This window comes from Synechococcus sp. CS-205, assembly GCF_025128255.1.
In the GTDB taxonomy this organism is placed as follows: Bacteria; Cyanobacteriota; Cyanobacteriia; order PCC-6307; family Cyanobiaceae; genus Regnicoccus_A.
This window is the reverse complement of sequence record NZ_JAHLZB010000049.1, coordinates 103,052-129,326: the sequence shown is the minus strand read 5'-3', so window position 1 is coordinate 129,326 and position 26,275 is coordinate 103,052. Positions and strand designations below refer to the sequence as shown.

Sequence of the window (26,275 nt, the reverse complement as noted above, 5' to 3'; positions counted from 1 at the left end):
TCATGCTTGTTGAGCCCGTCCTGGCCGCCAACGCCCAGATCCCCCTGCTGGTGGCCCTGCTCGGAGCCTGCGTCGGCAGCTTTCTGAACGTGGTCGCCTGGAGACTGCCGCGGCGGGAATCGCTGGTGGCGCCCGCCAGCCACTGCCCCCGCTGCGGGATCCCCCTGGCCTGGCACCAGAACCTGCCCGTGCTGGGCTGGCTGCTGCTGCGGGGCCGCTGCGGCCACTGCCGCGGCGGGATCTCCCCCCGCTACCCCCTGGTGGAACTGCTCTGCGCCGGGCTCTGGGTGGCCGCCCTCGAGGCCAGGCCCAGCGCCCTGGGGGAGGCACCGGCCTGGCTGCTGATCGGGGCGGGCTGGCTACTCATCAGCTGGCTGCTGCCGCTGGTGCTGATCGACGGGGACCATCTCTGGCTGCCCGAACCCCTCTGCCGCTGGGGTCTGCTGCTGGGCCTGCTGATCACGCTGGCCGCCGGCCTCAGCCAGTCGCAGGGCATCGCCCGCGCTCTGGTGTTCAATCACCTGCTCGCCGCCTGCCTCGGGTTGCTCGCCTTCGAAGGGCTCAGTGCCCTGGCCGAGCGGCTGATCGGCAAGCCCGCCCTGGGGCTGGGGGACGCCAAGCTCACCGCCATGCTCGGAGCCTGGCTCGGACTCAGTGGGATGGGACTGGCCGTGACCCTGGCGGTGTTCAGCGGAGCTGTTGTGGGCCTGCTGGGCCGACTGAGCGGACGGCTCGGACCAGGGCAACCGTTCCCCTTCGGTCCGTTTCTGGCCCTCGGTGCCGTGGCCGTCTGGCTGACGGGAGAGGGCTGGTGGATGCAGCAGTGGAGCCGATGGGGCGCCACCCTTTAATGGAGCCACCTCTCCTTTGCCAGGCCCCGTCCCGTGTCCCTGTTCGACTGGTTCGCCGATCGCCGCAAGGCCAACCCGGTCGTGCGCGCCACCCAGGAGGTCGAAGACGGGGATGGGCTCTGGAGCAAGTGCCCCGAATGCGGGCTGGTGGTGTACCGCAAGGATCTGATCGCCAACGCCAGTGTCTGCAGCGGCTGCTCCCACCACCACCGCATCGACAGCGAGGCGCGCATCCGGGTGATCGCCGATGAGGGCAGCTTCAGCCCGATCAACTCCGCGCTGGCCCCCACCGATCCCCTCGCCTTCAAGGACCGTCGCAGCTACGCCGACCGCCTGCGGGACACCCAGCAATCCACCGGGCTGCGCGATGCGGTGGTCACCGGCCACTGCCGCATTGAGGGGCTTCCCCTCTCCCTGGGGGTGATGGACTTCCGCTTCATGGGCGGCTCGATGGGGTCGGTGGTGGGCGAGAAGCTCACCCGTCTGGTCGAGGAGGCCACGGCGCTTCGCCGGCCCCTGATGATCGTCTGCGCCTCCGGCGGGGCCCGGATGCAGGAGGGCATGCTCAGCCTGATGCAGATGGCCAAGATCTCCGGCGCCCTGCAGCGTCACCGCCAGCAGGAGCTCCTCTACATCCCCCTGCTCACCCACCCCACCACCGGTGGCGTGACGGCCAGCTTCGCGATGCTCGGCGACCTGATCCTGGCGGAACCCAAGGCCCTGATCGGCTTCGCCGGCCGCCGGGTGATCGAGCAGACCCTGCGCGAAAAGCTGCCCGAGGGCTTCCAGACCGCTGAATACCTGCAGGAGCACGGCTTCGTTGATCTGATCGTGCCGCGCACCCGCCTGCGCAGCACCCTCGCCAGCCTGCTGCGGCTGCACGGCGTCAGCGCGCCGGTGGCGGCATGAGCGGCCTCCGCCCCCTTCTCCGCTCCGCCGTGCTGCTGATCGCGGTGCTGGGGATCACTCTGGGGGCCTGGCCCGGTGGGGCCGCAGCGGGGCCGGTGAACTGGCAGGAGGTGCCAGAGAGCTCGGCCGGCCGCCAGTGGTGGGACACCGGCAGCCTGCGGCTCAGCCGTGACGGGGAGCTCTCGGTGCTCACCCGCTTTCAGCCGGCCTCGGAGGATCGGGGTCAGCTCTACGTGATGGAGCTCGACTGCGATCTGCAGCTCTACCGGGACACCTCTGTGAACGGGCTGCCCCGCTTCGGCGCCGCGTGGCAACCCACCGGCGAGGATGACCTGATCAGGGCCGTTCTCGATCAGGCCTGCACGGCCGGCTCCGAGCTGCTGGCGTCCCGCTGATCCCCCGAGCTGATCCCCCGAGCTGATCCCCTGAACCCCGTGCTGCCATGACCCAACCCCTCCAGGTCGCGGTGGCCGGTCTCGGTTTCGGCGAGAAGGTGCACCTGCCTGCCCTGCGGGGCTGCCCCGGTACGGAGCCGGTGGCTCTCTGGCACCCGAGACAGGAACGCCTGGAGGCCGCCTGCCGTTCCGCTGAGCTTCCCGGCCACAGCACGTTCACGGCATTGCTGGAGGATCCAGCCGTGGAAGCGGTGGTGATCGCCACTCCCCCCGGGCCCCGCTTCAAGCTGGCCTGCGCTGCCCTTGAGGCGGGCAAGCATCTGATGCTGGAGAAACCGGTCGCCCTTCACGTGGAGCAGGTGCGGGAGCTCAGGCGGTTGGCCATCGAGCGGGGCCTGAGCGTGGCGGTGGATTTCGAGTACCGGGCCGTGCCGGTGTTCCAGCAGCTGCAGGCGCTGCTGCGCCAGGGGGTGCTGGGGGACCCCTGGCTGGTGCGCTTCGACTGGCTGATGAGCAGCCGCGCCGATCCGGGACGAGCCTTCAGCTGGTATTCCCAGCGCTCAGAGGGGGGCGGTGTGCTCGGCTCCCTCGGCACCCATGCCTTCGACACCCTGGAGTGGCTGGTGGGACCCGTGCGTCAGCTGAGTGCCAATCTGTCCACCGCCATTCACTCGCGTCCACTGACAGGCGGCCAGGGCCGCTTCAGCCCCGTTGATGCCGACGATGTGGCCCTGCTGCAACTGGACCTGGAGGCGCCTGGCGGGGCGTCGGTGCCGGCCCAGCTCAGCCTCTCCTCGGTGACCCGCGCCGGGAGGGGCTGCTGGTTGGAGTTCTACGGCAGTGAGGCCACGCTGATCCTGGGAAGCGACAACCAGGCGGACTATGTCCACGGCTTCCATCTCTGGCTCGCCCGCCCGGGGGAGTCCCCCCAGCCGGTGCTGCCCGACCCCGCCCTTGCCTTCGCTCGGACCTGGGCCGACGGCCGCATCGCGCCGGTGGCCCGGTTGCACGGCTGGTGGAGCGAGAGCGTGCGCGAAGGCAGACCGATGCTGCCCGGTCTGGCGGAAGGAGAGCGCAGCCAGCTCTGCTACGACCGGGCCCTTGAGGCCGCTGCCAGTGGCCTGCGCCAGAAGATCCAGAACTGAGACCGGAGCCCGTCGGGGCTGGCCAACAGGGGATCCACTAGACTCGCCCCCATCCTGCGTCAAGGTCCCGACGCCGGTGATCAGGCCTCCCCAGGCCGAACTTGACGCTCCACCCACACACCTCCAGAGGTTTTCCCCATGGCCCTCGTTCCGCTTCGGCTGCTCCTCGACCACGCCGCTGAGAACGGCTATGGCATCCCGGCGTTCAACGTCAACAACCTCGAGCAGGTCCAGTCGATCATGGAGGCGGCGCAGGAAACCGACAGCCCCGTGATCCTGCAGGCCTCCCGCGGTGCCCGTCAGTACGCCGGCGACATCTTCCTGCGCCACCTGATCATCGCGGCCACCGAAACCTATCCAGACATCCCGGTGGTGATGCACCAGGACCACGGCAACAGCCCCGCCACCTGCTTCGGCGCCGCCGCCAACGGATTCACCTCGGTGATGATGGATGGATCCCTGGAGGCCGACGCCAAGACACCCGCCAGCTACGACTACAACGTGGCCGTCACCAAGGAAGTGGTCGACGTGGCCCATGCCATCGGCGTAAGTGTGGAAGGCGAACTGGGCTGCCTGGGCTCCCTGGAAACCGGCAAGGGTGAGGCCGAGGATGGCCATGGCTTTGACGGCGCCCTCTCCCGCGACCAGCTGCTCACCGATCCCGCCGAAGCCGCTGATTTCGTGGCCAAAACCAAGGTGGATGCCCTGGCGATCGCCATCGGCACCAGCCACGGCGCCTACAAATTCACCCGCAAACCCACCGGTGAGGTGCTGGCCATCTCCCGGATCGCCGAGATCCACAAAGCCATCCCCAACACCCACCTGGTGATGCATGGCTCCAGCTCGGTGCCCCAGGAATGGCTCGACATGATCAACAAGTTCGGAGGAGCGATTCCTGAAACCTATGGCGTGCCTGTGGAAGAGATCCAGAACGGCATCAAGAACGGCGTGCGCAAGGTGAACATCGACACCGACAACCGCCTCGCCTTCACCGCGGCGGTGCGTGAGGCCGCCTACAAGGATCCTGCCAACTTCGACCCCCGCCACTTCAACAAGCCAGCCAGGGCCTACATGAAGAAGGTCTGCCTCGATCGTTATCAGCAGTTCTGGTGCGCCGGCCAGGCCAGCAAGATCAAGCAGCAGAACATCAACTACTACGCCGCTCTCTACGCCAAGGGTGCTCTCGATCCCAAAACGGCCGTCGCGGCCTGAGCCGGCTGGTCTGCTCCACCGATTCCATTGACCCGGGGGCCGTAAGGCCCCCTTTTTCATGCTCAGTCCTTCATGCTCACTCAGTCCGTGGGTTCCCTGCCATCGCTCGCTGATCAGAGGGCTGCCGGGCCAGGACCAGCATCAAGAGGGTTCGGCTCCTGCCCGGGGCCAGGGACGGCTAGGGCTTCGGTGGCAGGACTGGAGCGCCGCGGGTCGAGCAGGGCGTCGATCGCCTCCGCCAGGGTGGACTCCATGGCGATGCGGGTGCCATCGCTCACCACCACCCGGGTCAGGGTGGGCAGACCGCCGCGTCGAGCCTTGAGGTAGACCGGCTCCACGTACAGCAGAGCCTCGCCCACCGGCATCACCAGCAGATTGCCCTGCACCACCTCGGCACCCGAGCGGCTCCAGAGCCCGAACTGCTGGCTGATCCGCGGGTTCTGGTTGATCAGAGCCGTGATCTGCTCCGGACCCAGGATCGGCGTCTGGCTGGGAAATCGCAACTCCTCGAGCTTGCCGTAATTGGGGGCGTCGCTGCGGGCCGCCAGCCAGGCCACCAGGTTGGGTCTGGCCAGGGGGGTCAGCGGCTGCAGCAGCAGGAATTCCGGGGGCAGCTCGGGTCCCAGCTGGCCGCTGATGTGATACGGCTCCATCGGCACCAGCTCCGAGCCGTAGATCTCCTTGGGGATCTGCCACACGTCGTCTCCGCTGTAGAACACCGCCGGATCGGTCACGTGATATCTGAGCAGCTGGGTGGTCTGCAGCTCGAACTGGGGAAGCGGGTAGCGGATGTGGGCCTGGATGGCTGCCGGCATCGCCTCGAGGGGCCGGAAGAGTTCGGGAAAAAGCTTTTGCCAGCCTGCGATCAGGGGATCTTCTGGTTCCGCCACGTAGAGGGCCACATGCCCGTCGTAGGCATCCACCACGGCTTTGAGCGAATTGCGCAGGTAGCGCACATCCGAGCGGTCCGGCACCGGCGCGCTGTAGGGGTAGGTGCGGCTGATCGTTAAGCCGTCCACGATCCAGAACTGGTGCTGCCCCGCCTGGAAGGGCCCCGTATCCTCCCCCAGCCGCACCGAGACCAGGTAGGGCTCGGCCTCGAAGGCCACGAAGGGCACCAGCCGCCGTACCCGCTCACGCACCTCACGGCGCAGCAGCAGGCGGGTGTCGGACTTGAGCGCGCCGTTCACCAGCAGCCGAGGTTCCCGCAGGTAGAGCGCTGCCGCCATCCTGGCCGCCGGAATGCGCAGCGGCACGCCGGCACTGCCCCTGTAATGGGTGTAGGAATTCTCGTCGCCTTCGGGGAAATTGAACTCCCGCACCTGGGTGGGCGCCAGTGCATAGGGACCAGGCAGGGTGCCGAAGTAGAGGCTGGGCTGGCCCACGGGAATCGCCGCCTTCACCTGCTCGAGACTGATGTCCAGATCGGGGCTGCCACTGATGCGGCTGTCGGCGCCAAGGTCGCTGATGAAGAACTCGGGAAGACCGTCGGGGGTGCTGGTGTTCACCGGAGACACCGTGAAGCCCTGGCCATGGGTGAAGACCAGGTGGCGGTTCAACCAGGTACGGGCCGCGGCCTGCAGCCCGGAGCTGTCCACCTCCCGGGCGGTGATGATCACCTGCTGCTGCTGGGGTGGCTGATCCCCGGAAGCGATCGCATAGCGGTCCACCGCGGGCTCAGAGAAGCGGTAGAACACGCGCAGTTGCTGAAGCTGACGGTTGGTGGCCAGCAGCGGCTGGCTGTCCCAGAGGCGGATGTTGCGGATCGTCGCCTCGCTCTGCTCCAGATCGACGCGGCTGATGCGGTCGTTGGGATTGACGATGCGCGTGTTGATGCGATCGAGCTGGAAGGCCGCCCGGGTGGCGTCGATCGAGCGGGCCAGGTAGGGCGTTTCCCTCTCCAGCTCCCGAGGATTCACCACCAGCAGTTGCACCGCCGGCAGCAGCACCGTCTCCAGCAGCAGCACCAGCAGGAGCACCATCCCGCTCCCCACGAAAGTGCGGCTGCGCCAGCCCCGCTGCGGCAGGGGGAACACCAGCAGCAGGCCGGTGATCAGAGCCAGCACGGAGGCGATCGTGCGCAACGGCAGGGACACATGCACGTCAGCCCAGCCGGCCCCCGGCACACTGCCCAGGCTGCTGAGCAGCAGCTGATGACGGCCGAGCCAGAAACCGCCCGCGACGGCCAGGGCGAACAGACCCCACGGCAGGCGCAGGGCCTGCAGCTGGGCGGCACTGAAGCCGCCGAAGCGGCCGTCGCTGAGCTGGGGAGGACGCGCCATCAGGCCCCAGAGCGCTGCGGCCATGTGGACACAGCCCAGGCTCAGAGCGAGGGTGAGACCGAAGGCCAGGGCGGGGAATCGCACCAGGGCGAAACTCACGTCCGCCCCGAGCATCGGTTCACTCACCCCGGTGTCGGGAGCCAACAGGGCCAGGCTCCAGAAGCCCCAGCCCCTGGCCAGAGCCACAGCGGCGAAGGCGCTGGCCAGGGCGGAAAGCAGCCGCGGCGCGCGCTGAGGCGCCCGCAGCAGAACCAGCAGCACTGGCGGGGCGAGCAAAGCCACGGCAGGCCAGGAGAGGTCCGCCAGGGCCACCAGACCATGCAGGCGCTGCGGGTCGAAGGGATTGAGAAGGAGTCGCTGGGCCAGCCGCAGCAGCAGCAGCAACGGCAGCATCTGGGCGACCGCCAGCGCGATCAGCGTCAGCAGATAGGGCAAAGGGGCCAGGGCGAAACGGGGTCTCTCGCCGTCTCCGACCACGGGCCTGGCCCACAGCCATCCCACCCAGGACTGCAGTCCCACGCCCAGGGACAGCCCCAGGACGAGTCCCGCGCCCTGCAGCAGCCACCGACGCACGATCACGCTGCCCCAGCCGAACTGAGTGAACCACTGCCACTCCACCCAGCTACGGGCCGTCAGCAGAAGGGTGGTGGCGAGGGTGAGCACCGCCGCGGATACCAGCAACGGCCAGGGAATGCGCCGCAGTTGCCGCAGCATCGGTGGTGTCAGTTCAAAGTGACCTTAAGCAGGAAGGACACGCCAGGCGACCCCTCCACATAACCCGATCTCCAAGGTCGGCTTTTTGCTGGACTTTCAGACAGCGCTGTTAGCCTCCATGTTCAACGCAGGGTTTCACCGTGACGGCCACCCTTTCCCGCTCAGCCCTCTCAGGCTCCACCTTCACGGGCCTGCGCTGCAAGGAATGCGGCCACGCCTACGAGGCCAGCGCCCGCCATGTCTGTGAAGACGTCTGCTTCGGCCCGCTCGAGGTCGTCTACGACTACGACGCCATTCGCGCCCGCGTCAGCCGGGCCTCGATCGAGGCCGGCCCCACCTCGATCTGGCGCTACCGCGAATTCCTGCCCATCGAAGGCGACCCAATCGATGTGGGCACCGGTTTCACCCCACTGCTCAAGGCCAACCGGCTGGCCCGCCGCCTGGGACTCAAGAACCTCTACATCAAGAACGACGGCGTCAACATGCCGACGCTCTCCTTCAAGGACCGGGTGGTATCGGTGGCACTCACCCGCGCCCGCGAACTCGGCTTCACCACGGTGAGCTGTGCCTCCACCGGTAACCTCGCCAACTCCACCGCCGCCATCGCCGCCCACGCCGGCCTGGAGTGCTGCGTGTTCATCCCCAGCGATCTGGAGATGGGCAAGGTGCTGGGCACGCTCATCTACAACCCCACCCTGATGGCGGTGAAGGGCAACTACGACCAGGTGAACCGCCTGTGCTCCGAGGTGGCCAACACCTACGGCTGGGGCTTCGTGAACATCAACCTGCGCCCCTACTACTCCGAGGGCTCCAAGACCCTCGGCTACGAAGTGATCGAGCAGCTCGGCTGGCAACTGCCGGATCACATCGTGGCGCCGCTGGCCTCCGGTTCCCTGTTCACCAAGATCCGCAAGGGCTTCGACGAATTCATCAAGGTGGGCCTGGTCGACGAGAAGCCGGTGCGCTTCAGCGGCGCCCAGGCCGAGGGTTGCTCTCCGATCGCCCAGGCCTTCGCCGAGGGCCGCGACTTCATCACCCCGGTGAAGCCCAACACGATCGCCAAATCGATCGCCATCGGCAACCCAGCCGACGGCCCCTACGCCATCGATATCGCCAACCGCTCCAAGGGCTCGATCTCCGCCGTGAACGACCAGGAGATCATCGACGGCATCAAGCTGCTGGCCGAGACCGAGGGCGTGTTCACCGAAACCGCCGGGGGCACCACCATCGCGGTGCTCAAGAAGCTGGTGGAGCAGGGCAAGATCGACCCCGGCGAAACCACCGTGGCCTACATCACCGGCAACGGCCTCAAGACCACCGAAGCCGTGGCCTCCTCCGTGGGCGAACCGCTCACGATCGAGCCCCAGCTCGCCAGCTTCAATGCCGCCTGGGAACGGGCCCAGTCGCTGCATCGTGCCAGCTGGGAACCGATCGGCGTCTGAAGAGTCACCTGGCTCCGCTCCCCACCACCTTCCTTACCTTGCGGCTGCCGCCGCACTCTCCCCACCCGCCATGGCGATTCAGGTCCTGATCCCCACCCCCCTGCAGAAATTCACCGCGGATCAATCCAGCGTTGAACTCGAGGCCACCAGCGTCGACGGGCTGCTTCAGGCCCTGGAAGGCCGCTTCCCCGGCATCCTCGCCAGGCTCACCGACGAGAGCGGCAAGCTGCGGCGCTTCCTGAACGTGTACGTGAACAGCGAGGACATCCGATTCCTCGACAACCAGGCCACAGCCCTGGCCGACGGCGATGAGGTGAGCATCGTGCCCGCTGTGGCCGGAGGCTGATTCTGCAAGCCCACAACCGGTGGGTCGGCCTCCATAGGCTCTCCTCCACCATCCACAGCTGGATTCATGACCCAGGCTCCTGAAGCTCCTGTGGCCCTCCGGCCTGATGAAAGCGCTGTCCTGTCGATGGCGCCTGCGGGCAAGGCCCAGCTGTTCGACTACCGCCAGGCGGCCAATCCCGTGCGGCGTGGACTGACCGAGCCGATACCGGAAGGTCGCTGGGGACCCGAGCTGCACGCCAGCGGCCCCAGTGCGATCCTTCCTCTTGATCTCAGCCGTGAGCTTGGCTGTCAGGGTCCGGCCACCAGCCCGGCCCTGAGCGCCAGCTTCATCCGCATCCTGGCCGGGGAGTCGGTCGCCGCCGGTGCCAATGCCACCAGCTTTCTGTTTTATGTCTGGCGCGGCGCCGGACGCTGCCGGAGGCCGGCGGGCGCTCTGGGTGGAGGGATCGATCAGGCCTGGAGCCAGGGGGATCTGTTCGTGCTCCCCTGCGGCGAGGCCGCCCAGCTCGAAGCCTGTGAAGAGAGCGTTCTCTACTGGGTCCACGACGCGCCGCTGCTCAGCCACCTGGGGGTCAGCCCCGATCGTGCCCGCTTCGAGGCCACCCACTACCCCGGCGAATGGCTGCGCCGGGAGTTGGCCGCCCTGGCCGCGGATCCCAGCAGCGCCCGCAGCAACCGACTCAGCCTGCTGCTGGCCAACAGCGATCTTCCCGACAGCCGCACCGTGACCCACACCCTCTGGGCGATGTACGGGCTGGTGCCACCGGGAGCCGTGCAGCCCCCCCACCGTCACCAGTCGGTGGCTCTGGATCTGGTGATCGCCTGCGCACCGGGCTGCGCCACCCTCTCGGGGCCAGAGCTCAATCCCGACGGTACGATCCGCAACCCCGTGCGGATGGAGTGGGAGCCGGGTGCCGCGTTCGTTACACCGCCGGGCCACTGGCACGGCCATGTGAACGAAAGCGGTGAGGATGCCCTGCTGCTGCCGATCCAGGACGCCGCCCTGCACACCTACCTGCGCAGCCTCGACATCCGCTTCACCTGATCAGGCGTGGCCCGCCACGGGCAGGGCCGCTGTGGCGGAGCCGGACTCGACGCGAAGCGCTCCGGTGGATTCGAAGCGATCCACGATCGCCCGGAAGGCATCGCCTCCCAGGGTTTCCTGCTCGATCAACTGGTCGACCAGCTCATCCATCAGGACACGCCTGGGCCGAAGCAGGGCCAGAGCCTGCTCGAGCGCCTGCTCCGCAAGTTGCCGCACCTGAAGATCGATCTGGCGGCCGGTGGATTCGGCGTAGCTGGGGCGGGTGTGGATCAGATCGCGGCCCAGGAACACCTCACCCCCATCTCCCTCAAGGGAGACGGGCCCCAGGGTGGAGAAGCCGTAGCGGGTGACCATCTCACGACTGATGCGGGTGGCCATCTGCAGATCCCCCGAGGCCCCCTGGGTGATCTCACTGGGACCGAAGACCACCAGCTCGGCGGCACGACCGCCCATGACCACCACAAGCCGGGCCTGGAGGTAGGACTTGCTGATCAGTCCTGAATCGAGGATCTCCTCATCCGGCATGGTGCGGGCAAAACCGCCGACCCCACCGGAACGGGGCAGGAGGGTCACCTTGTCGAGCCTGTCGGCATGGGGCACCAGACAGCTGAGCAAGGCGTGGCCGACCTCGTGATACGCGATCAGCCGTTTCTTGGCGCTGTCCTGCAGGGGCGCCACCGCCAGGCCCATGGTGATGCGCTCAAGGGCATCACTGAGCGACTGATCATCGATGCTGCTGCGATGGCGACGGGCGGTGAGGATGGCCCCCTCGTTGAGAAGATTGGCCAGGTCGGCACCGGAGAAGCCAGGCGTGCGCGCCGCCCAGCTGCTCAGCGACACGGAAGGATCGAGGGGACGGCTGCGGGCATGCACCGCCAGGATGGCTTCGCGGCCACGTCTGTCGGGAAGATCCACCTGGATCTGACGGTCGAAGCGCCCCGGCCGGGTGAGGGCCACATCCAGCACATCGGGACGGTTGGTGGCCGCAATCAGGATGACCCCCGAATTCTGCTCGAATCCATCCATTTCGGTGAGCAGCTGGTTGAGGGTCTGCTCCCTCTCGTCGTTGCCACCACCGATGCCGGCGCCCCGCTGGCGCCCCACCGCATCCACCTCGTCGATGAAGATGATGCAGGGGGCCTTCTCCTTGGCCCGCTTGAACAGATCACGCACCCGGCTGGCGCCCACCCCCACAAACAATTCCACGAACTCCGAGGCCGCCATCGAGAAGAAGGGCACCCCCGCCTCTCCGGCGATCGCCTTGGCCAGCAGGGTCTTGCCGGTGCCCGGGGGGCCCACCAGCAGCACTCCCCTGGGGATCTTGGCTCCAAGAGCGGTGAAACGCTCCGGTTGACGCAGAAAGCTGACCACCTCCTGCAGTTCGGCCTTGGCCTCATTGATGCCGGCCACATCCTCGAAACGCACACTGACCGAGCCCTCCGGCTGCAGGCGGGGCTGGCTGCGGCCGAAGCCCATGGCCTTGTTGGCCACCTGGGAGGAGCGGCGCAGCAGCAGGGTGAGACCACCCAGCAGCAGCACCACCAGCAGCACGTTCACCAGCAGCCCCGCGGCGGCCTCGTCCTGGCGGTCATCGCGAACGGTGAGCGGAACGCTGCTCTGCTCGGCTGTGCGCAGCAGCAGCGAATCGTTGGCGAAGACGGGCACCCGGGCGCTGCGGCCGTCCTTGAACTCCACCTGAACCTCCCGCTGCCTGGGGGAGAGTTCCAGCTCCTTGACCGTGCCTCCGCGGATCAGGGAGAGGAGTTCGCTGTAAGTCGGCGGGGGGTCGGAGGGGCGCACCAATCGGCGCAGCAATCCTCCCTCCCCGGTCGGGGTCGGGGAATCGGAGGCCTCCGGCTGGGACGGTGCTGCGGCCAGGACAGCAGGATCACCCTCCGGCCAGAGAGGGAGCACCGGACGCGGGCTGCTCACAGGGTTCTGCTTCTGGGTGGAGCTTAGCGATTTGACGAAAGGCCTCACGAAGGCGGAAGATCTTTGTTTGGCTGATCGCTCGGGATGGCTGTTCCCAAGAAGAAAACCTCCAAAGGCAAGCGCAACCAGCGCCATGCCCATTGGAAGGCCAAGGCGGCGGTCGCTGCCCGCAAGGCGATGTCGCTCGGCAAGGCTGTGTTGAGTGGCCGGGCCCAGGGCTTCGTGTATCCGATCGACGAATCCGACGACGACGCCGAGAGCTGAGCACCGCTCTGTTCAGCAGACCGGTTCAGTGGCAACGGCCCAGCGCAGATCCCCTTCAGCGTCAGAGGATCACCCTTCGTCAGCCGGCCCGCTCCAGACACAGCGGCGCCGGCCATCCAGTCTGATCAGGGCGTCGGCGGAGAAAGCCCCGCCCGGGCCGGTCGCCAGCACCTCCTGATAGAGCTCCGGGGGAAGCGAGGCCAGGCTGGCCCGCACGATCGCCGCCACCTCTGCGGCCTGAAGAGCCTGTCCTGTGGAGCGGCGCTGATGGGCCTCCGCCTGCAGGCGCCAGCGCAGGGGCAGGCTCCATCTGCTGGGCCTGAGCAACCAGAGCCCATCGAGCTGCTCCCAGAGGGCCTGGTAAGCCTGCAACTCCCGGTCCCAGTGGGGCAACCAGGCCAGCTCAGCGGCACTCAGGCTGCTGGCCCACGCCGAGGCGGGCCGGGCGATCAACCGCGAGAGGACCGTTTCCCCCAGGGCACGGCAACCCACCAGCCAGCCCTCCAGCACCAGCACATCGACGGCCTCGTAGCGGCGCCAGCCGGCCCGATCCCCTTCGCCCCCCCGCAGACGCTTGTCGAAGCGGGGGAGCTGCAACGGCTCTCCCGAGCGCCAGCGCCTCAGGCACTCCAGCAACAGGGCCACGTCGTGGCTGCCGGGCGGAACCCGGCTCACCCCGAAGGGATTGCCAGCCAGCCGCTCGAGCCTCTGCTCCCAGGGCAGGTAGGCGTCATCAATCGACGCCACAGCCAGGCGCAGGCCCCGGCCTGGGGCAAGCCGCTCAAGCTGCCGCCCCAGGGTGGTCTTGCCCGCTCCCACAGGCCCGTTCAGCCCGATCAGCAGGGGGCGCGTGCCAGGGGCGCTCGCCAGCGTCGAGGCGCACCAGCTCAGCAAAGGGAGGGTGAGACCCCAGAGCAGGCTCGGGTGCGGCGGGACCTGCTCGGAGCCGAGACACTGCCGCCATTCCCGCTCCCAGGCCAGGGGGTCAGCCACACCGCAGCGAATCAGCAAGCGGTGGTAGGGCCCCGCCGGGACGTGCCCAGGCGTGGGGGGTGGCATCACGAGCCGAGCTTGAACCCTTCCAGCACCACGGCATAGACCACCCCGATGCGCAGGTTGTCGCAGAGCCTCCAGCCCAGGGAGGGCTCCCCTCGCACCCAGTGACTGCGCAGGCGAACCAACAGCTCCACCAGCACCACCAGCAGCAGCACCACCAGGGGGCGTGGCCCGACCAGATAGGACACGAAAGCGGTGACATTGTTGCCAGCAAACAGGCCGAGCAGCAGGGCGAGCAGAGACAGGCTGCGGTGGCGCCAACTGCCGCGCCATCCCGACCAGGCCGTGCGGGCACTGCTCTCGAGGGCCTGCTCAAGCCGGGTGGATTGCACGGGCAACGGGCTCATGGCGCTGGCAGCAACTGCTCCAGGTAGGAGAGCGTGATCAGGCCGCGGGCACAAGCGGGGCCGTGCAGCACGCCCACCGGGGCACCGGCCTCACCCAGGCCGTCCACCACGCCGGAGGCCGCGGCATAGACCGCAGGCGGTTCCTGAGAGGTGGCGGCACTGAGGGTCACCAGACAGGGCAGACCGGCCGCCGTGGCGGCCGCCAGCCCCGCCGGAGAATCCTCCAGCGCCACGGCCTGGGATGGGTTCAGCTTCAGGCGCTGCAGGGCCAGGTGGTAGGCCTCGGGGTCAGGCTTCTTGGCGCGCACATCCTCCCCGCAGATCCTGGGCGTCAGCAACTGGCTCTGGTCTCTGAGCTGGTTCTCCAGCAGGGCGGCCACCGCCTCACGACCACTGGTGGTCACGATCGCCTGCCGAAGCCCGGCCGCCCCCGCCGCCTCGATCAGACGCCTCACTCCAGAGCGCAGGCGCACCTCGCCAGCCTCCACCAGGGCGCGGTAGTGCCCCTGCTTGGCGTTGTGCAGGGCCTCGAGCAGCTCTGGGGCCGGCGCAGCTGCGCCTTGGCGGGAGAGAAACCAGTGCAGGCGCTCACGCCCACCGCTGATGGCCAGCAGCTTGATGTAGGTGCCCCGGTCCCAGTGCCAGGGAAGGCCATGCTGCTCAAAGGCTCGGTTGAAGGCGACCCGGTGGCCGTCAAGTTCGGTTTCGGCCAGGGTGCCGTCCACATCCCAGAGCAGGGCGCGCAGGGAACCCTGGACGACGTCAGCAACCATCACACCAGGCTAGGGGCTGGTTGTGAGGGTTCAGCAGCAGCCGGCTCAACCGCGGCAACCCGCTCAGAATGACCCCGCACGCCTGAGGTTCCCCTGCCCTTCGACCCACCTGAGCAACGCTGGCAACTGCCCTCGCCCCTTCCGGCAACGCCGGACGGGGCCACAGCCAGTGGAATGGCCGCCCTGGGCCTGCCGCCCGAGCTGCTGGCCGTGCTGCGCCGGCGGGGCTACGACAGCCCCGAGGCGATCGCCGAACTGCTGGAGCCCAGCGCCGCCCCCGATCCCCGGCAGCATTTCGCCGACCTCGAGCTGGCGGTGGAGCGCCTGGTGCGGGCCTGCGCCCAGGCCGAGCCCCTGGCGATCTGTGGCGACTACGACGCCGACGGCATGACCAGCACCGCCCTGCTGGTGGGGGTTCTGGCTCGGCTGGGGGCACGGCCGAGGGCCGCCATCCCCAGCCGCCAGGACGAGGGCTACGGCCTCAACGCCGCGATGGTGGAGCGCCTGGCCGGCGAGGGGGTGCGACTGCTGGTGACGGTGGACAACGGCATCGCCGCCCGGGAGGCCCTGGATCGGGCGAGGGATCTGGGCGTGGAGGTGATCCTCACCGACCACCACAGCCTGCCTGCTGAATCCCCGCCCTACCTGGCACTGCTGCATCCCGCCTGCACGCCCGAGGGTTCCCCCTACCGCGGCTTGGCGGGGGTCGGACTGGCCTATCTGCTGGCGATGGTGCTGGCCACGGAACTGGGCCGGGCCGATGCCACCGCCATGGCGCTGGACCTGTTCTGCATCGGCACGGTGGCCGACATGGCCCCCATGCTGGGGGTGAACCGGCGCTGGCTGCGTGATGGCCTCAGGCGCCTGCATGCTTCACCCCTGCCCGGGCTGCAGGCCCTCCAGCGACTGGCGGGCCTGGGGGAGGTGCCCCTCGATGCCACAGCGGTGGCGTTCAAGCTGGCGCCGCGCATCAACGCCGTGGGGCGGCTTGGGGATCCGGCCCTGGTGGTGGATCTGCTCACCACAGAGGACCAGGACCGCGCCCTGGCCCTGGCCCAGGAGTGCGAAGCCCTCAACCGCCAGCGGCGCGAGCTCTGCGAGGCGATCGAGGCGGAGGCGGTGGCGCTGGTGGAGGCCGATGGCCCCGAGCCCACCCCCTTTCTGCTGCTCGCCCAGACCCACTGGCATCACGGGGTGATCGGCATCGTCGCGGCCAGGCTGGTGGAGCGTTACGGCTTGCCGGTGGCACTGCTCGCCGGGGAAGGGGGCGGCCGGTTGCGGGCGTCGGTACGGGCGCCCAGGGGCTTCGCGGTCGATCGGGCCCTGGCCCACTGCGGCGCTCTGCTGGAGCGCCACGGTGGCCATCCCGCCGCCGGCGGCTTCACCGTGAAGGCCGAGCGGCTGGCGGATCTGCATGAGCAGCTCAACCAGCTGGCAGCCAGCTGGCTGGGGGACCGGGGCAGCGGCTCGCCGGTGGAACCGGAAGCCTGCCTGGCCCTCAGCCGCATCACCCGCGGCTTCTGGCGCGACCTGCAACGGCTGGAGCCCCTGGGGGCAGGGCTGCCGGCGCCGGTGTTCTGGAGCAATGGTTGCCGGGTGGTGAGCCAGCGGCTGCTGCGCGGCGGGCACCTTCAGCTGGAGCTGGAGCAGCAGGGCAGCCGCCTGCGGGCGATGGCCTGGCGCTGGCAGGGGGAGGGCACGGCTCCCGAGCTGGTGGATGTGGCCTATCGCCTGCGCAGCGACAGCTGGCAGGGTGAGGAACGGTTGCAACTGGAGCTGGTGGGGCTGCGTTGCAGCGGCAGCGGGGATGTGCTGCTCAAGCGGCGGCAGCGCTCCTACTGGTGCCGCCGCCAGGGTGATGGCGTCCTGATCCGCAACGAGGAAGGCCGGGAGCTTCACGTGGAACTCCCGGCTGTGGATCAGCCGACCTACCTGCGCACACTGATCGAAGAGGCCGCTCTGGCTCTTGGCCTTCAGGCCTGAGCGGTTGATCAAGATCAACCGCCCGGTTCAGATCCCCAGGCGGATCAGAGAGCCCCGCGCTTGTAGAAGAGGATGAAGATCACGGCCGGACCCGCCAGGGTGACCAGGGCCAGCGCCAGAAAGTTGGCGATCAGATGGAAATCGATTCCCATGGATGCGGCGCTCGGATGTAAGGCGTTCCGGGAGACAGCGTACGAGTCGTGGAAGCCCCGGGCAGTGCTGCTCCCATGCCACTGTGACGGCTTGTCACAGCCGTTGGAGCCGATCGGATGGGAGCCGGACCCCACTGGAGCTGCATCAGCGGGTGCGGAGCCTGCTGCCGACTGGACCCGGAGCTAAGGGGCGAGGCCCTCGAGGTGCTCAGCGACGAGCAGCGGCAGCTGTACCTCTCGATGGTGGGAGCAGACGGCTGGTGCCGCTACTTCAACACTGGATCCAGAACCTGCCGGATCTATGCCGAGAGGCCCGACTTCTGCCGGGTGGGGGCCCTGGCCCGGCTGTTCGCCGTGCCCGATGAATGCGGCGAAGCGTTCGCGATCGCCTGCTGCCGTCAGCAGATCCGCGAGGAATATGGGGGGCGTTCCATTGTGATGCGTCGGTTCGAGCGGGCCACCCGGCAACCGGGTGGCCGCAGAGCGGCCCAGCCCGCCTCCGACCGCCAGAGCCAGCCATGAGCGACAGCGTCGACCCCAGTGCCAGTCCCCAGCCCGTGGTCCCGGAGCCAGGCTCAGAGCCCGCCGGTGAAGCGAGCGGCTTCGAAACCGATGGCGAAGCAACGGTGACCACGGAACCGATGGATTTCATGGCGGTGGCCCTCACCACCTTCACCACGGTCTTCCTGGCTGAACTGGGCGACAAGACCCAGCTGGCGGCTCTGCTGCTCTCGGCCGAATCCGGGCGGCCCGGCCTGGTGTTCGCCGGAGCCGCCCTGGCCCTGATCTGCTCCAGCCTGGTGGGGGTGTTGCTGGGCCGCTGGTTGGCCGCGGTGATGCCCGCCCAGCGCCTGGAGCGGATTTCTGGGGTGCTGATGGTGTCCCTCGGCCTCTGGCTGGGGGGGCAGGCCAGCCTGGGCCTGCTCCAGCCTGCTCTGACCTTGCCCAATCCCTGAGATCCCCCCGGTCCAGCCATGCAGCTGCCCCTCCTGGCCTCCACCTTCCTGACGGTGTTCGTGGCCGAACTGGGCGACAAGACCCAGCTCACGATCGTGACCATCAGCGGCACCTCCAGCAACACCCTGGCGGTGTTCCTGGGCAGCGCGGGGGCCCTGGTGCTCGCCAGCCTGCTGGGAGCCCTGGCGGGGGGCTCGCTCTCCAGCCTGATCCCCCCTGATGCCCTGCAGCTGGCAGCCTCGCTGGGCTTCCTGGTGATCGGTCTGCGGCTGATCCTGCGCTCCGGAACCGACGCTCCGTAAAGTTGTTGTCGGAGACATCGATGCCCCGGGGCTTCGCTGCATGCCCCTGCCGGCTTCCTGCCGCGCGCCTCACCTCCAACTCCGCGTTGTCTGTTCGATGAAGTTCACGGTCGCCCATCTGCTCGACCAGCTCCCCGCCGCCGATGCCCTGCCGGTGGCCAGGCTCGAGAAAGCGCTGGGCCTGAGCCTCAAGCCGGACAAGTCCCAGTTGCGCATTGCCCTGGAGGGTCTGAGCCGGCTGGGGGTTCTGGTGGAAACCGAGGACGGCATCCAGCGGCGTCAGGACGACACCCTGATCGAAGCCCGTCTGCGCTGCTCCAGCAAGGGCTTCTGCTTTGCTCTGCGCGAGGATGGTGGTGAAGACATCTACATCCGGGATCACCAGCTCAACCACGCCTGGAACGGCGACCGCGTGCTGGTGCGCATCACCAGGGAAGGGGGGCGCCGCCGCTCTCCCGAAGGGGGTGTCCAGTGCATTCTCGAGCGGGCCACCACTCACCTGCTCGCCCAGGTGGAACAGCAGGAGGACCGGCTCCTGGCCGTCCCCCTCGACGACCGGCTGCTGACGTCGGTGGAGCTGCCTGGCTCTGACGCCAGCTACCTGGATCCCGAGAAGCAGTCGGTGGTGGAGGTGCTGCTCGACCGCTATCCCGTGGCGCAGTTCCCACCCCTGGGCCACGTGGAGCGGCGGCTGCCGATCAATGGCGGTGAGGAAGCCGATCTCGATCTGCTGCTCACCAAGCACGGACTGCGCCAGCGCCCGGCGGCCCCTCGCTCGAGCCTGAAGGCTCCCGGCGAGAAAGGCCGAACCGACCTGACGGCCCTGCCCACCCTGGTGCTCAACAGCTGGAGTGGTGCGGACGCCCCCATCCTGCCCGCCATCTCCCTGGAGGAAGGCGAGGAGGGCCTGAGGATCTGGGTCCATGTGCCTGCCCTGGCGGAGCGGCTCACCCCCGGCGGCAGCCTCGATCTCTGGCTGCGGGACCAGGCTGAATCCATCTGCCTCGGCCGCCGCTGGCTGCCCATGCTCAGCCCGGCCCTCGGCAAGGTCGCCGCCTTCAAGCCCGGTGAGGTGCAGTCCGCCGTTTCGGTGGGCCTGCGTTGCAACGACCAGGGTGAACTGAGCGATTACCGCTTTGCGCTCACCAGCATCAAGGTGGACGCGGTGGTGGATGACGGCGCCCTGCAGGCCCTGGCGGACCGCAAGCCCAAGGCCCGCACCACCCCGGCGGCACTGAAGCCGATCAAGGATCAGCTGCCCCAGCTGGAGCGGCTGGTGGAGATCACGGCGCTGCTGCGCCAGCGGCGGCTTGAGGCCGGATCCCTGGAGCTCGATCTGCCCCGCCCCAGCCTGGAGGCTCTGGGAGACCTCTGCATCCCCGCCCCGGAGGAGCGTCGCCATGGCTGGATGGTGCAGCTGCCGGCCCACCGACCCACCGCTGTGCTGCGCGAGCTGGTGATCCTGGCCGGCCGCGCCCTCGGTTCTCACTTGGCAGCCCTCGGGCTGCCGGCCCTGTTTGCCGTCAACCCTGCGGCGGAGGGCTCCGAGATCAATGAGGTGGCCAAGGCGGCCCTCGGGCTCGACATCCCTGTGGAGCTGAGCGACGACGGCAATGCCCCGGCCGCCCACGACCTGGTGGCCATCTTCGCGGCCACCGACCGCAGCAGGGTGCTGCAACGTCAGCTCAGCGACGTCATTCCTCCCATCCAGCTGAGCGCCACGGCGGAGGCCCATCAGTTGGCCTGCGAGCCGGCCGCTTACGCCCCTTGGTGCCTGCCCTCCCTGCACTACGCCGATCTCTGGAACCAGCAGGTGCTGGTGCTGCTGCTCACCGAAGGCAAGGACCGTCCCAGTGTGCGCCACAAGACCAGGGTCGACCTGGCCAGCGCCAGCTGCCACGGCACGATCGACTGGCCGCTGCTCACCCCCACCCAGCTCGCCGAGCTGCAGCAGGGCCGCAGCGATGCGATGGTGCAGCGGCTCAACGGCCGGGCACGCTTTGCGGCCGACGTGGAGGCCGACCTGGTGGCCATGGCCCAGGCCCGGGCGGCGGAACCCCTTGTGGGCCAGACCCTCACCGGGGTGATCAGCGGCGTGCAGAGCTACGGCTTCTTCGTGGAGATCCCCCCCTCCCAGGTGGAGGGTCTGGTGCACGTGAGTTCCCTGAAGGACGACTGGTACGAATACCGCTCCCGCCAGAACCGCCTGGTGGGCCGTAAGAACCGCCGCACCTACATGCTTGGGGATCAGGTGGAGGTGCAGATCCAGAACGTCGACGCTCTGCGTCATCAGATCGATCTGGCCGTGCTGCTGCCCGAAGGCGAGGAGGAGGGCATCGAGGACGGAGTTGCGGAGGCCAGCCCAACGGCGGACGCCGGCTCCGACGACCGGGGGGATTGAGTGATGGACCCGGTGGTTCTGGCGGTGTCGGGTGCCTCCGCCATGCCCCTGGCCGAGCGAGCCCTTCAGTTGCTGCTGGAGGCCGGTGAAACGGTCGAACTGATCGTCAGCCGCGGCGCCCTCGGGGTCTGGCTGGCGGAGCAGGGGGTGCGCATTCCGGCCGAACCCGATCTCCAGACCCGGTTCTGGCGGGAGCGCACAGGCACAGTCACCGGCTCGTTGCGCTGTCACCGTTGGAACGACCAGGCGGCGGCGATCGCCAGTGGCAGCTTCCGCACCCGCGGCATGGTGATCCTGCCGGCGAGCATGGGAACAGTGGGGCGCATCGCCAGCGGCGTGGCTCTCGACCTGGTGGAGCGGGTGGCTGATGTGCACCTCAAGGAGGGACGGCCCCTGGTGATTGCTCCCAGGGAGATGCCCTGGAACCTGGTGCACCTGCGCAACCTGACGGCCCTGGCCGAGGCGGGGGCTCGCATCTCACCACCGATCCCCGCCTGGTATCACCACCCCACCAGCCTGGAGGAGATGGTCGACTTTCTGGTGATCCGGGTGTTCGATGGCCTGGGCTACGACCTCGGCGCCCTGCGGCGCTGGGATGGTCCGGTGGCCGCCGCGGCCAGCCTCTGAGCTCCGCCTGCCGGTCTGTTTCGCGGACTGATCTCTCCTCTGTGCTGCAACGCCTCCTGCTTCTGCCTCTGCTGGCCCCACTGCTGGCCGTGCTTCTGGTGGCGGCCTTCAACCCCACCCCCCCCAGTCGCCTGCGGCTGCTGATCTGGACATCGCCGGCCCTGCCGATCGGGGCCTGGATGGCCCTGGCGGCCAGCGGTGGCGCAGCCCTCAGCGCTGGTCTGACGGCCCTGGCCCTGCAGCAATCGGGTGATCAGCCCCTGCGGCGGCGATCAGTGCAACCCCTTGGAGCCCGCGATCGACGCGAATCTGAACCCTGGGAGGAGATGCCCGAGCCCGAGGCGAGGCGCCAGAGGCACCAGCCGCCCACGGATAGCGCCGGCCCCGAGCGGGGGCCCCAGGATCCGCCGCCCACCCTCTCAGTGCCGTTCCGGATCCTGCGCACGGGCAGCGGCGACGGTCCTGCCGGCCCCACCACCCCCGCGGCCACGCCCTCCACCAGCCCGGATGCCGAGGGCTGGGAGGTGCCCGCCAGCGACGACTGGTGAGGGCCCACCCCAGGGACCTCGAGCACCTCGGAGAAGCGGCGATGGAGTGCCGTGCGGGGATGCCTAAAGTCGGACCAGTGTTTCGAGCCGAGGCTCCATCCCGTGAGCGACTCCGCCAGCCCCGCACCGAAGCCTGCTCCGGCGGCAGCCAAGGTCAAGCCGCCGGCTCTGGAGGACAAGCCCTTTGCCGAGTTCATTCCCGAGATCTTCCTGCCGGCCCTGCTCAAGGCGATCTCAGCCTTCGGCGGTGCGACTCCGCAGCTGAGTTTCGTGCAGGCAGCCATGCCGGTGGTGGGCAGCTCCTGCTGGCAGGTCATGGGCACCTTCCCGGGAGAACGCCGGTTCTGGCTCTGCTTCACCGAGGCCAGCATCAGCTCCGCCAAAACCATCTCTCTGGCTGAGGGGGGCAGTGAGCCGAGCCTGCTGGAGTCATTCCTGATCGACGAGAAGAAGACGACCCTGCCCCTGCTGGTCTCACGGGTGGTCTCCCGGCTGAACAGCCAGAAGTGGCTGGGGCCCAACTGAGCCGCCAGGCCAAACCGCAACGACCACTCCACAGCTGCTTCACATCCGGACCGTGAGCGCTGAAAGCCCTCCTACGATGGAGAGAACACTCCGATGTTCTGCTCGCATGGTGCCCCCCGTCGCTGCGCCCACCGCCTCCCGTGGCACCAACGCCCCTGAAGCCCAGGCCTTCAAGGAGCCGGTGAAGGACACGATCCTCACCCCCCGCTTCTACACCACGGATTTCGAGGCGATGGCCGCCATGGATCTGCGGCCCAACGAGCAGGAGCTCGAAGCGATCTGCGAGGAGTTCCGCAAGGACTACAACCGCCACCACTTCGTGCGCAACGAGGAGTTCGACGGCGCCGCCGACAAGCTCGATCCCGAAACCCGCAAGGTGTTCGTGGAGTTCCTTGAGCAGAGCTGCACCTCGGAGTTCTCCGGATTCCTGCTCTACAAGGAGCTGAGCCGCCGGATCAAGGAGAAGAATCCACTGCTGGCGGAGTGTTTTGCCCACATGGCCCGGGATGAGGCGCGCCATGCCGGCTTCCTGAACAAGTCGATGGGTGATTTCGGCCTGCAGCTGGATCTCGGCTTTCTCACCGCCAACAAGGCCTACACCTTCTTCAAGCCGAAGTTCATCTTCTACGCCACCTACCTCTCCGAGAAGATCGGCTACTGGCGTTACATCGCCATCTACCGCCACCTGCAGAAGCACCCCGAAAGCAAGATCTTCCCGATCTTCAACTTCTTTGAGAACTGGTGCCAGGACGAGAACCGCCACGGCGATTTCTTCGACGCCCTGATGAAGGCCCAGCCCGACACCGTCCGTGGCCTGCAGGCCCGGCTGTGGTGCCGCTTCTTCCTTCTGGCGGTCTTCGCCACCATGTACGTGCGCGATGTGGCCCGCAAGGAGTTCTACGAGGCGCTCGGTCTCGATGCCCGCGAGTACGACAAGATGGTGATCGCCAAGACCAACGAAACGTCGGCCCGCGTCTTCCCCGTGGTGCTCAATGTGGAGCATCCCAAGTTCTACACACGCCTGGAGCGGATCGTCACCAACAACGCCGCCCTCAGCGAGGCCGAGGCCAGTGAAGCCCCGGCCCCGATCAGGGCCCTGCGCAAGCTCCCCTACTGGATGGCCAATGGTCTGGAGATGGCCAAGCTGTTCCTGATGGCGCCGATCCGCAGCGAGGAGTTCCAGCCTGCCGTGCGCTGAGGGTCAGCCTGGTTAGCCTGACGGTCCTCTCTGAACCGTCTTGCTCGCCACTCCCAATCCCTCACTCACGGCTTCCCTGACGGGCGACAGCCTTGACAATCGCTGGCGTGACCGGCTCGAGACCGTGCTGGCCGCCGGCGCTGCCGCCGGAGCCAGCCTGGTGGAGGTGTTCCTCGAAAGCACCGACCACATCGGTCTGCTGGCGGAGCAGGAGCGCATCACCAATGTCAGTCCAGCCTTCGGCCGTGGGGCTGGCCTGAGGGTGTTCCTGGGGGACCGCGACGGCTTCGTCTCCACCAACGACCTGAGCGAGGCCGGCCTGCTGCAGGCCCTCGATCAGGCCCTGGGCATGCTGGGGCTCACGCGCAGCAACCTCAGCGCCCACGGCTTCCACGGCCTGGCCTCCCTGCGCGACCACGGGGCCAGCAAGGAGAATTGGCTGCAGCATTGCCCCGGCCTGGAGGAGTCCACAGCGCGGCTGCTGGAGGCCACGACACTGCTGGATCACCATGGAGAGCATTTCCAGGCGCGCCGCAGCAGCTACGCCCGCGACTGGCAGGAGGTGCTGGTGGCCGCCAGCGACGGCACTTTCGCCCGTGACATCAGGCTGCACCAGTCGGTGGGGATCAATGCCCTGGCGGCCGACGGGGACCACCGCGCCAGCCTGGGGAGACGCTATGGCAGCTCGGGTCGCCCGGATGATCTGCGCCAGTGGGATGCCCAGGCCTCGGCGGTGGATCTCTGCGCCAGCGCACGATCCATGCTCTATGCCGACTACGTGGACGCCGGCACCTATCCCGTGGTGCTGGCCAACCGCTTCGGCGGGGTGATCTTCCACGAAGCCTGCGGCCACCTGCTTGAAACCACCCAGGTGGAGCGGGGCACCACCCCCTTCGCCGACAAGGTGGGCGACACGATTGCCCACGAGGCCGTCACCGCCGTGGATGAAGGACTCAGTGATGGGGCCTTCGGCAGCCTCTCGATGGACGACGAGGGCATGGAGCCCGAGCGCACGGTTCTGATCGAGAACGGTGTCCTGCAGCGCTTTCTCTCCGACCGCGCCGGAGAGCTGCGCACCGGCCATGCCCGCACAGGCAGCGGCCGGCGCCAGAGCCACAACTTCGCCGCCGCCAGCCGCATGCGCAACACCTTCATCGCCGCCGGCTCCCACAGCCCCGAGCAGCTGATCGGCTCGGTTGACCGGGGTCTGTATTGCAAGTCGATGGGGGGAGGCAGTGTGGGCCCCACCGGCCAGTTCAACTTCGCGGTGGAGGAGGGCTATCTGATCGAAGACGGTCAGCTCACCAAACCGGTGAAGGGGGCCACGCTGATCGGCGAGGCCAAGGAGGTGATGCCGCGCATCTCGATGTGCGCCAACGATCTGGAGCTGGCAGCCGGCTTCTGCGGCTCAGTGAGCGGCAGCATCTTCGTGACCGTGGGGCAGCCCCACATCAAGGTGGACACCATCACCGTGGGGGGGCGCTGATCATGGCCAACTCCACCAGCCTCCACGCCAGCGATCTGGCCGAGCAGCTGCAGACCCTGGCCTCAGAGCTGGGGGTGAGCCGCTGGGACCTGGGCGCCGCCTGCAGCACCGACACCTCGGTGCAGGTGGACCGGGGAGAGGCCAAACAGCTCAAGGGCGCCCAGCGCAGCTCGATCACGGTGCGGGCCTGGAACGGCGACGGGCTGGTGGGCATCACCAGCACCTCCGATCTTTCCCCCACCGGCCTGGCCCGTGCCCTCGGCGGCGCCCGGGACGCCAGCGCCTACGGCAATCCCGATGACACCCCAGGCTTCTCGCCCCTGGCAACGGCACCCCTGGCCCCGCTGGAGCAACCCCTGAGCGAACCCCGGGGCATCCTCGAGTTGCTCGAGACCCTCAAGCAGGCCGAAGCTGAGCTGCTGGGCCGCCATCAGGCCATCAGCACGGTTCCTTACAACGGTCTGGCCCAACGCAGCAGCCAGCGGATCTACCTCAACAGCGAAGGGGCCTGCCGGGAGCAGCAGCTGAGCACCGCCAGCCTCTACCTCTACGCCCGCGCCGAGGAAGACGGCCGCAAGCCCCGCAGCAGCGGCGCCGTGCGTCTGGCCTATGGCGCCGGGCAGCTGGATGTGGCCGGTTGCATCGAGGAAGCCGCTGAGCGCACGATCCAGCACCTCGACTACGCCCCGATCGCCACCGGCCGCTACACCTGCGTGTTCAGCCCCGAGGCCTTTCTCGACCTGATCGGCGCTTTCAGCAGCCTCTTCAATGCCCGCGCCGTCCTTGATGGGGTCAGCCTCAGCCAGCGCGACTCGCTGGGGACTCAGCTGGCGGTGCCCTTCCTTTCGATCCACGACAACGGCCTGCACCCGGGCAACATCGGAGCCACCAGCTTCGATGGCGAGGGCACGCCCGTGGGGCGTCTGCCGCTGGTGGAAGGAGGTTTCCTGCGCCATTTCCTGCACTCGGAAGCCACGGCGCGCGCTTTCGGTACGGCACCCACCGGCCATGCCGGTCTGGGGGCCAAGGTGTCGGTGGGGCCCCACTGGTTCGAGATCGGCCCTGCCGGCAGCTCCGATGAGCAGACCGGTGCCCGGGGCCTCGATCGCTTCAGCCAGGACGGCATTGTCTGGATCGATTCGCTCTCGGCGCTCCATGCCGGCGTCAAGGCGAGCCAGGGATCGTTCTCCCTCCCCTTCGACGGCTGGTTGATCCAGGGCGGTGAAGCCCGCTCGATCGAAGCCGCCACCGTGGCCGGCGACATCCGCGCCGTACTCAAGGGACTGCTGGGCTTCGAAGGGGAGGCCAAGGTCACCCCCGACGGCGTCTGCCCGATGGTGTGGGTGGAAGGTCTCTCGATCACCGGCGACGCCTGAGGCCA

Annotated in this window: 26 protein-coding genes; 20 read left to right on the top strand and 6 right to left on the bottom strand. The window is 68.3% G+C overall.

What is annotated here, in order from left to right; translation table 11 throughout:
* Nucleotides 1–2 precede the first annotated feature (2 nt).
* The 5 genes from KQ297_RS12235 to fba all read left to right on the top strand — a co-directional run bounded on the left by KQ297_RS12235 (nt 3) and on the right by fba (nt 4,512).
* Nucleotides 3–851 carry an A24 family peptidase gene (locus KQ297_RS12235; RefSeq protein ID WP_259739651.1) on the top strand — a complete coding sequence of 283 codons (849 nt, stop codon included), beginning with the start codon at nt 3–5 and terminating at the stop codon, nt 849–851.
* A 33-nt stretch (nt 852–884) separates the two neighbouring features.
* Nucleotides 885–1,760, top strand: coding sequence for an acetyl-CoA carboxylase, carboxyltransferase subunit beta (gene accD / locus KQ297_RS12230; protein ID WP_259739650.1), 876 nt, complete (start codon nt 885–887; stop codon nt 1,758–1,760).
* The gene (locus KQ297_RS12225) at nt 1,757–2,155 is read left to right on the top strand and encodes a hypothetical protein (protein ID WP_259739649.1); all 399 of its coding nucleotides are present in this window, start codon (nt 1,757–1,759) and stop codon (nt 2,153–2,155) included. Before accD ends, KQ297_RS12225 begins: the two co-directional genes overlap by 4 nt.
* A 47-nt stretch (nt 2,156–2,202) precedes the next feature.
* Nucleotides 2,203–3,300: a Gfo/Idh/MocA family protein gene (locus KQ297_RS12220; protein WP_259739648.1), complete on the top strand. Its 1,098-nt coding sequence runs from the start codon at nt 2,203–2,205 to the stop codon at nt 3,298–3,300.
* A 138-nt stretch (nt 3,301–3,438) separates the two neighbouring features.
* Entirely contained in the window at nt 3,439–4,512 is a 1,074-nt protein-coding gene (fba, locus tag KQ297_RS12215; protein WP_185465516.1) for a class II fructose-bisphosphate aldolase, read from the top strand.
* Between the two features lie 113 nt (nt 4,513–4,625).
* Here fba and KQ297_RS12210 read toward each other — a convergent pair whose 3' ends face one another.
* Nucleotides 4,626–7,508, bottom strand: coding sequence for a UPF0182 family protein (locus KQ297_RS12210; protein WP_259739647.1), 2,883 nt, complete (start codon nt 7,506–7,508; stop codon nt 4,626–4,628).
* A 140-nt stretch (nt 7,509–7,648) separates the two neighbouring features.
* Here KQ297_RS12210 and thrC point away from each other — a divergent pair, with 140 nt between their 5' ends.
* From thrC to KQ297_RS12195, 3 genes are all read left to right on the top strand, one after another.
* Entirely contained in the window at nt 7,649–8,950 is a 1,302-nt protein-coding gene (gene thrC, locus KQ297_RS12205) for a threonine synthase (protein ID WP_259739646.1), read from the top strand.
* Nucleotides 8,951–9,020: 70 nt separating this feature from the next.
* Nucleotides 9,021–9,296, top strand: a complete 276-nt coding sequence (locus KQ297_RS12200) for a MoaD/ThiS family protein (protein WP_185465514.1) — start codon at nt 9,021–9,023, stop codon at nt 9,294–9,296.
* Between the two features lie 66 nt (nt 9,297–9,362).
* Complete coding sequence (locus KQ297_RS12195) at nt 9,363–10,343, top strand: cupin (RefSeq protein ID WP_259739645.1); 981 nt, start codon at nt 9,363–9,365, stop codon at nt 10,341–10,343.
* Here the strand turns inward: KQ297_RS12195 and ftsH are convergent, their stop codons facing one another.
* Nucleotides 10,344–12,158 (bottom strand): ATP-dependent zinc metalloprotease FtsH, encoded by a 1,815-nt coding sequence (gene ftsH / locus KQ297_RS12190; protein ID WP_259739677.1) that lies wholly within the window; start codon nt 12,156–12,158, stop codon nt 10,344–10,346.
* A gap of 201 nt (nt 12,159–12,359) precedes the next feature.
* On the opposite strand from ftsH, the gene rpmF reads away from it, so the two are divergent.
* Nucleotides 12,360–12,539, top strand: coding sequence for a 50S ribosomal protein L32 (gene rpmF, locus KQ297_RS12185; RefSeq protein WP_185465513.1), 180 nt, complete (start codon nt 12,360–12,362; stop codon nt 12,537–12,539).
* A gap of 69 nt (nt 12,540–12,608) precedes the next feature.
* On the opposite strand, the gene KQ297_RS12180 is transcribed toward rpmF, so the two are convergent.
* The 3 genes from KQ297_RS12180 to KQ297_RS12170 form a co-directional block, all read right to left on the bottom strand.
* Nucleotides 12,609–13,532, bottom strand: coding sequence for a phosphoribulokinase (locus tag KQ297_RS12180; RefSeq protein ID WP_259739644.1), 924 nt, complete (start codon nt 13,530–13,532; stop codon nt 12,609–12,611).
* A gap of 65 nt (nt 13,533–13,597) precedes the next feature.
* A complete protein-coding gene (locus tag KQ297_RS12175; RefSeq protein WP_259739643.1) occupies nt 13,598–13,942 on the bottom strand; it encodes a DUF565 domain-containing protein in 345 nt (114 codons plus the stop codon).
* Nucleotides 13,939–14,715, bottom strand: a complete 777-nt coding sequence (locus tag KQ297_RS12170; protein WP_259739642.1) for an HAD-IA family hydrolase — start codon at nt 14,713–14,715, stop codon at nt 13,939–13,941. Before KQ297_RS12170 ends, KQ297_RS12175 begins: the two co-directional genes overlap by 4 nt.
* A 174-nt stretch (nt 14,716–14,889) precedes the next feature.
* On the opposite strand from KQ297_RS12170, the gene recJ reads away from it, so the two are divergent.
* A complete protein-coding gene (gene recJ / locus KQ297_RS12165; RefSeq protein ID WP_259739641.1) occupies nt 14,890–16,698 on the top strand; it encodes a single-stranded-DNA-specific exonuclease RecJ in 1,809 nt (602 codons plus the stop codon).
* A 44-nt stretch (nt 16,699–16,742) separates the two neighbouring features.
* On the opposite strand, the gene psb30 is transcribed toward recJ, so the two are convergent.
* Nucleotides 16,743–16,850 carry a photosystem II reaction center protein Ycf12/Psb30 gene (gene psb30 / locus KQ297_RS12160; protein ID WP_185465509.1) on the bottom strand — a complete coding sequence of 36 codons (108 nt, stop codon included), beginning with the start codon at nt 16,848–16,850 and terminating at the stop codon, nt 16,743–16,745.
* Nucleotides 16,851–16,967: 117 nt separating this feature from the next.
* On the opposite strand from psb30, the gene KQ297_RS12155 reads away from it, so the two are divergent.
* The 10 genes from KQ297_RS12155 (at nt 16,968) to KQ297_RS12110 (ending at nt 26,270) form a co-directional block, all read left to right on the top strand.
* Complete coding sequence (locus KQ297_RS12155) at nt 16,968–17,372, top strand: YkgJ family cysteine cluster protein (protein ID WP_259739640.1); 405 nt, start codon at nt 16,968–16,970, stop codon at nt 17,370–17,372.
* A gap of 119 nt (nt 17,373–17,491) precedes the next feature.
* Nucleotides 17,492–17,806, top strand: a complete 315-nt coding sequence (locus KQ297_RS12150; RefSeq protein ID WP_259739676.1) for a TMEM165/GDT1 family protein — start codon at nt 17,492–17,494, stop codon at nt 17,804–17,806.
* A gap of 18 nt (nt 17,807–17,824) precedes the next feature.
* A complete protein-coding gene (locus KQ297_RS12145) occupies nt 17,825–18,109 on the top strand; it encodes a TMEM165/GDT1 family protein (protein ID WP_185465506.1) in 285 nt (94 codons plus the stop codon).
* Nucleotides 18,110–18,206: 97 nt separating this feature from the next.
* Nucleotides 18,207–20,510, top strand: a complete 2,304-nt coding sequence (locus tag KQ297_RS12140; protein ID WP_259739639.1) for a ribonuclease R family protein — start codon at nt 18,207–18,209, stop codon at nt 20,508–20,510.
* A gap of 3 nt (nt 20,511–20,513) precedes the next feature.
* The gene (locus tag KQ297_RS12135; protein ID WP_259739638.1) at nt 20,514–21,137 is read left to right on the top strand and encodes a flavin prenyltransferase UbiX; all 624 of its coding nucleotides are present in this window, start codon (nt 20,514–20,516) and stop codon (nt 21,135–21,137) included.
* 41 nt (nt 21,138–21,178) lie between these two features.
* Complete coding sequence (locus KQ297_RS12130) at nt 21,179–21,685, top strand: hypothetical protein (RefSeq protein ID WP_259739637.1); 507 nt, start codon at nt 21,179–21,181, stop codon at nt 21,683–21,685.
* Nucleotides 21,686–21,787: 102 nt separating this feature from the next.
* Nucleotides 21,788–22,210, top strand: a complete 423-nt coding sequence (locus tag KQ297_RS12125; protein WP_259739636.1) for a DUF2996 domain-containing protein — start codon at nt 21,788–21,790, stop codon at nt 22,208–22,210.
* A 106-nt stretch (nt 22,211–22,316) separates the two neighbouring features.
* Nucleotides 22,317–23,408: a magnesium-protoporphyrin IX monomethyl ester (oxidative) cyclase gene (gene acsF / locus KQ297_RS12120; protein WP_259739635.1), complete on the top strand. Its 1,092-nt coding sequence runs from the start codon at nt 22,317–22,319 to the stop codon at nt 23,406–23,408.
* Nucleotides 23,409–23,484: 76 nt separating this feature from the next.
* Nucleotides 23,485–24,894, top strand: a complete 1,410-nt coding sequence (locus tag KQ297_RS12115) for a TldD/PmbA family protein (RefSeq protein WP_399251789.1) — start codon at nt 23,485–23,487, stop codon at nt 24,892–24,894.
* Nucleotides 24,895–24,896: 2 nt separating this feature from the next.
* Nucleotides 24,897–26,270 carry a TldD/PmbA family protein gene (locus tag KQ297_RS12110; RefSeq protein ID WP_259739633.1) on the top strand — a complete coding sequence of 458 codons (1,374 nt, stop codon included), beginning with the start codon at nt 24,897–24,899 and terminating at the stop codon, nt 26,268–26,270.
* Nucleotides 26,271–26,275: the final 5 nt, after the last annotated feature.

Excerpts from the sequence above, each read along its gene's own strand:
- recJ (WP_259739641.1), top strand. The coding sequence starts at position 14,890 with ATGGCCGCCCTGGGCCTGCCGCCCGAGCTGCTGGCCGTGCTGCGCCGG.
- KQ297_RS12200 (WP_185465514.1), top strand. The coding sequence starts at position 9,021 with ATGGCGATTCAGGTCCTGATCCCCACCCCCCTGCAGAAATTCACCGCG.
- KQ297_RS12135 (WP_259739638.1), top strand. The coding sequence starts at position 20,514 with ATGGACCCGGTGGTTCTGGCGGTGTCGGGTGCCTCCGCCATGCCCCTG.
- KQ297_RS12140 (WP_259739639.1), top strand. The coding sequence starts at position 18,207 with ATGAAGTTCACGGTCGCCCATCTGCTCGACCAGCTCCCCGCCGCCGAT.
- fba (WP_185465516.1), top strand. The coding sequence starts at position 3,439 with ATGGCCCTCGTTCCGCTTCGGCTGCTCCTCGACCACGCCGCTGAGAAC.
- KQ297_RS12150 (WP_259739676.1), top strand. The coding sequence starts at position 17,492 with ATGGATTTCATGGCGGTGGCCCTCACCACCTTCACCACGGTCTTCCTG.
- KQ297_RS12155 (WP_259739640.1), top strand. The coding sequence starts at position 16,968 with ATGGGAGCCGGACCCCACTGGAGCTGCATCAGCGGGTGCGGAGCCTGC.
- psb30 (WP_185465509.1), bottom strand. The coding sequence starts at position 16,850 with ATGGGAATCGATTTCCATCTGATCGCCAACTTTCTGGCGCTGGCCCTG.
- KQ297_RS12175 (WP_259739643.1), bottom strand. The coding sequence starts at position 13,942 with ATGAGCCCGTTGCCCGTGCAATCCACCCGGCTTGAGCAGGCCCTCGAG.
- KQ297_RS12110 (WP_259739633.1), top strand. The coding sequence starts at position 24,897 with ATGGCCAACTCCACCAGCCTCCACGCCAGCGATCTGGCCGAGCAGCTG.
- KQ297_RS12170 (WP_259739642.1), bottom strand. The coding sequence starts at position 14,715 with ATGGTTGCTGACGTCGTCCAGGGTTCCCTGCGCGCCCTGCTCTGGGAT.
- acsF (WP_259739635.1), top strand. The coding sequence starts at position 22,317 with ATGGTGCCCCCCGTCGCTGCGCCCACCGCCTCCCGTGGCACCAACGCC.
- KQ297_RS12220 (WP_259739648.1), top strand. The coding sequence starts at position 2,203 with ATGACCCAACCCCTCCAGGTCGCGGTGGCCGGTCTCGGTTTCGGCGAG.
- KQ297_RS12210 (WP_259739647.1), bottom strand. The coding sequence starts at position 7,508 with ATGCTGCGGCAACTGCGGCGCATTCCCTGGCCGTTGCTGGTATCCGCG.
- KQ297_RS12225 (WP_259739649.1), top strand. The coding sequence starts at position 1,757 with ATGAGCGGCCTCCGCCCCCTTCTCCGCTCCGCCGTGCTGCTGATCGCG.
- KQ297_RS12195 (WP_259739645.1), top strand. The coding sequence starts at position 9,363 with ATGACCCAGGCTCCTGAAGCTCCTGTGGCCCTCCGGCCTGATGAAAGC.
- KQ297_RS12235 (WP_259739651.1), top strand. The coding sequence starts at position 3 with ATGCTTGTTGAGCCCGTCCTGGCCGCCAACGCCCAGATCCCCCTGCTG.
- KQ297_RS12145 (WP_185465506.1), top strand. The coding sequence starts at position 17,825 with ATGCAGCTGCCCCTCCTGGCCTCCACCTTCCTGACGGTGTTCGTGGCC.
- rpmF (WP_185465513.1), top strand. The coding sequence starts at position 12,360 with ATGGCTGTTCCCAAGAAGAAAACCTCCAAAGGCAAGCGCAACCAGCGC.